This is a genomic window from Caldisphaera sp., from assembly GCF_023256325.1.
Lineage (GTDB): Archaea > Thermoproteota > Thermoprotei_A > Sulfolobales > Acidilobaceae > Caldisphaera.
Genome location: NZ_JAGDXI010000017.1, coordinates 4,923 through 9,146 on the forward strand (window position 1 = coordinate 4,923; position 4,224 = coordinate 9,146).

4 protein-coding genes are annotated in these 4,224 nt (G+C 28.6%); all 4 read left to right on the forward strand.

Annotated elements, in window-relative coordinates; genetic code table 11:
- Positions 1-241: 241 nt before the first annotated feature.
- The 4 genes from rfbC to Q0C16_RS02840 are packed head-to-tail and all read left to right on the forward strand — an operon-like array spanning position 242 to position 3,630.
- Complete coding sequence (gene rfbC, locus Q0C16_RS02825) at positions 242-781, forward strand: dTDP-4-dehydrorhamnose 3,5-epimerase (protein WP_292319526.1); 540 nt, start codon at positions 242-244, stop codon at positions 779-781.
- Positions 782-785: 4 nt separating this feature from the next.
- Complete coding sequence (locus Q0C16_RS02830) at positions 786-1,619, forward strand: NAD(P)-dependent oxidoreductase (RefSeq protein WP_292319527.1); 834 nt, start codon at positions 786-788, stop codon at positions 1,617-1,619.
- Positions 1,619-2,662: a glucose-1-phosphate thymidylyltransferase gene (locus Q0C16_RS02835; RefSeq protein ID WP_292319528.1), complete on the forward strand. Its 1,044-nt coding sequence runs from the start codon at positions 1,619-1,621 to the stop codon at positions 2,660-2,662. The genes Q0C16_RS02830 and Q0C16_RS02835 overlap by 1 nt, the downstream gene beginning before the upstream one ends.
- A gap of 2 nt (positions 2,663-2,664) precedes the next feature.
- The gene (locus Q0C16_RS02840; RefSeq protein WP_292319529.1) at positions 2,665-3,630 is read left to right on the forward strand and encodes a dTDP-glucose 4,6-dehydratase; all 966 of its coding nucleotides are present in this window, start codon (positions 2,665-2,667) and stop codon (positions 3,628-3,630) included.
- Positions 3,631-4,224 lie beyond the last annotated feature (594 nt).

A 4,224-nucleotide genomic window follows, 5' to 3' on the forward strand; every position in this document is an offset into this window, starting at 1 on the left:
TATTTGATAAACCAGTAAATCCAAAATTTGGTTACATTTATGCAGTAAAACAATAATTAAAAATATTTTGTCTTAGAGATATATAGCAATTAAGCTCTTAAAAATTATATTATTTTACTAATCCCGAATTCTGTACAAGAACGGAATGTATTTGATTATTATAATACATATTTTTAACCATTTCATTTCTTTTATTAAAGTTTTTATATAAGTTCGTTTATTTAGCAATTGGTGGAAAATTTTGCCATTTTGTATGGAAAGAATGGAAATTCATGATGTTATTTTAATAAAACCAAAAGTATTCAATGATAACAGAGGCTATTTTCTAGAGACTTATTCTTTTCCTCAGTTCTCTAAGCTAAACATAGATTTTAAGGTCATACAGGAAAATCAATCATATTCGAAAAAAGGTGTTATAAGGGGTTTACATTATCAAAGAGAACCATATGCTCAAGCAAAATTAGTTAGAGCAGTAAAAGGGGAAATTTATGATGTTGCAGTTGATATAAGAAAAGGGTCTCCAACATTTGGTAAGTATGTTAGCGCTTTCCTTTCAGAAGAAAATAAGCATATGCTTTACATACCAAGAGGATTTGCTCACGGTTTTCAAGTATTGAGTGAAGATGCTATAGTTGTTTATCTAGTTGATAACGATTACGCTCCAAATTATGAAGCTGGAATAAGATATGATGATAAGGATTTAAACATAAATTGGCCAATAAAAAACCCTATTTTATCAGAAAAGGATTTGAAATGGCCCTCTCTAAAAGAAATTAGGTGAGATATTGAAATCAAAGTATTTAATTATTGGTTCAGGTCAATTAGGTCAAGAACTAATAAATTTGCTAAATAATGATGTTGAATATACTTATCATACTATGGATCCATTTAATCGTGGAGCTTATCTAGACATAACAAATTTTGATTTGCTAGAGGATCATATAATAAAAACTATGCCAGAAGTTATAATAAATACAGCTGCTTTAACAGACGTGGATAAATGCGAAACTGATAGAAACATGGCGTTAAAAATAAACGGTGAAGCAGTAAAGCATATAATAAGGGCTGCAAGAGTTTTAGGATCTTATGTTATACAAATAAGCACAGACTATGTATTTGATGGAGAAAAAGGCTTATATAAAGAAGATGATCTAGTTAATCCAATAAATTATTATGGGCTAACAAAGCTTATAGGAGAAAGCTATGCTTTATCTTATGATGATTCTTTAGTTATTAGGACATCAGGAATTTTTAGGCATAAAGGGTTTATACCATTTGTTTTTTCAAGATTAATGAATGAAAAAGAAATAAATGCTTACAAGGGTTACTATAGTCCTATATCAGCTAAAAAGCTAAGCGAGGCAATTTTTAAATTAGTAGAAAAAAGAAAAACTGGTATAATAAATGTAGCAGGGGAAAGAATTTCCAGATACGATTTAGCAATTGAAATAGCGAAACATTTAAATAAGAGACCCATTATAAAAGAAGTAGATAATGTTTCCAATTGGATAGCAAAGAGACCATATGATTCATCGTTAGATATAAGCAAGGCTAAAGCAATATTGGATTTTGATTTTTATAGTTTAAAAGAAAATTTAAAATATGTGGTGATAAAATAATGCAAGCCGTTGTTCTTCACGGTGGCCAAGGGACAAGACTGAGACCTTTAACACATACAGGACCCAAACAATTAATAAAGGTAGCTGGAAAACCTATTTCACAATGGGTTTTAGAACAAATAAGAGATTCTGGAATAAATGATGTAATTATAATTTTAGGAGATAATAACCCTCAAAGGGTTATAGAATACTATGGTGATGGTTCTTGGCTTAATCTAAACATAAAATATGTTTATCAAGGTAAAGCTAGAGGTATTGCAGATGCGGTTTATAAAGTAAAAAATCTCGTTAATGATAGGTTTATTGTTTATTTAGGAGATAATATTATCCCTTATGATTTAAAAGATTTAGTTAAATTTAAAGGTGATGCATCAATCATGCTAGCTAAAGTAAATGAACCACAAAGATTTGGTGTTGCAATAATAAATGAGAACAAAGTAATTAAAGTAATAGAAAAGCCAAAAGAAAAGATAAGTGATCTAGCATTAATAGGAATATATGGATTTACTAGAGAAATATTTGAAATTATTGAGAATTTAAGGCCTAGTTGGAGAGGAGAGCTCGAAATAACTGATGCTATACAATCATTAATTGATAAAGGAAAAAATGTAGAATATAAAATTATAGAAGATTGGTGGAAAGATACAGGTCTGCCAGAGGACATAATTGAGGCAAATATGATTCTTTTAGATAGATATGCTAATAAAGAAATTAATGGGGAAATGATTAATTCAAAAGTTGAAGGTAGAACAGTAATACAGGAAAAATCGACAATAGAAAATTCAAGAATTATTGGTCCTTTGTTTATAGGTAAAAATTCCTTGGTTAAGAATTCATTCTTAGGTCCATATACAATGATAGGAGATAATTGTGAGATTATTGATGCAGAGATCGAAAACAGTGTTGTATTAGATAATGCTAAAATAGAAGACGTTTCAATAAGGGATTCCTTAATAGGACAGGGTTCGTTAATAAAGAAGGGGAAAACTAAACCAAGAGCAATAAGAATTGTAGCTGGGGAAAACTCAAGAATAGAGGTGTAAGAATGGGGGAAAAGTTTTTAGTATTAGGAGGAGCAGGCTTTATTGGATCAGCAGTTGTTAATGAATTACACGTAAGGGGCATTAAACCTTTAGTATTTGACAAGTTAACTTATGCCGGTAGAATTGAAAATTTAATCAATATGGATTATCAATTTATTAGAGGAGATATTGCTTCTAAGGAACTAGAAGACACAATAAAGGAGTTTAGGCCTGATATAGTTATAAACTTAGCCGCTGAAACTCATGTTGATAGGTCAATTCAATCTCCTCATGATTTCCTTTTAACAAATGTTATGGGAGTTGTTAATATTTTAGAATTATCAAGAAAATATGACTTTAAATTTATGCACATATCTACTGATGAAGTTTATGGCGATTCTTATCAATATGGTTGCGCTAATAAATATTCAACATTAAGGCCTTCTTCACCATATAGCGCATCAAAAGCATCTGCAGATAATTTTTTAAATGCATATGTAAGAACTTATGGAATAGATGCTTTTATTGCAAGGCCATCAAATAATTTTGGTCCAAGACAATTTCCAGAAAAATTAGTGCCAAAAACGATTATAAGGGGTTTACTTGATATGGTAATTCCAATATATGGAGATGGTTCCCAGAAGAGGGATTGGATATACGTTGAAGATACTGCAAGGATTTTAGTTGATTTATCAATAAATGGTAAAAAGGGGGAAATATATAATATCCCAGGTAAAAAAATTATTTCTAATTTAGAATTAGTAAAAATTATTGAAAAAAATTTAAATATAAAGTTAAAATTGAAATATGTTAAAGATAGACCTGGCCATGATAAGGAATACTGCATGGAAACTGATATTAACTATGAAACAACCGAATTTGAAGAAGGAATCAAAAAAACAATTTATTGGTATCTAAATAATAGATGGTGGTGGCAGCCTTTACTAAACGATTATTTCTTTAGGGAAAATGAACCATGGGAAAAATAACTTGTTAAATATTATACATTTTTAGCACATAAATTTAATGTTACATCTATAAAGATATATTTAATAAGTGCTTCATTGAATTTTAACTAATTTGAATCTGATTCTAAACCCTTGAACACAGCCAAATTTAGAGAATAATCCGTTCATTTTTCTTTGCATTTTTATTAGGATAAATAGCCTTACATACTTAGTATTTCCAATAATAGAGAGAGCAAAAATTTTAAATGTAAATAAAAAATGTAAATAAATAGAGTAGCATTCAGTTATTTATCTAATTAGAGACCTGTTATAATTGAGAGTTCTATCTTCTTTGGTGAATTCATTCGCGTTTAAGGCCAAAATTAAGAATATTATGTTAGTTAGCTCGTTTAACAAAAGAGTCATAAAGCAGAGTATAAGTTTTCAGTTCCAACATATTATTTTATAAAATAATAATTTTTATGTTTCAATTAATATTTATTTTTATTAAAATTCAATGATCATTTCAACAATATCTTAACTTTCTAGTTCTTAAGAATTAACAAATAAACAAATAAAGTTGTTTTTAAAGAAAGCTTAAATGACATTATTACAATAATTAAAATTAGAAAATCT

What these genes read in the sequence shown, in the direction of transcription:
- Q0C16_RS02835 (WP_292319528.1), top strand. Translation starts at nt 1,619, where the DNA reads ATGCAAGCCGTTGTTCTTCACGGTGGCCAAGGGACAAGACTGAGACCT.
- Q0C16_RS02840 (WP_292319529.1), top strand. Translation starts at nt 2,665, where the DNA reads ATGGGGGAAAAGTTTTTAGTATTAGGAGGAGCAGGCTTTATTGGATCA.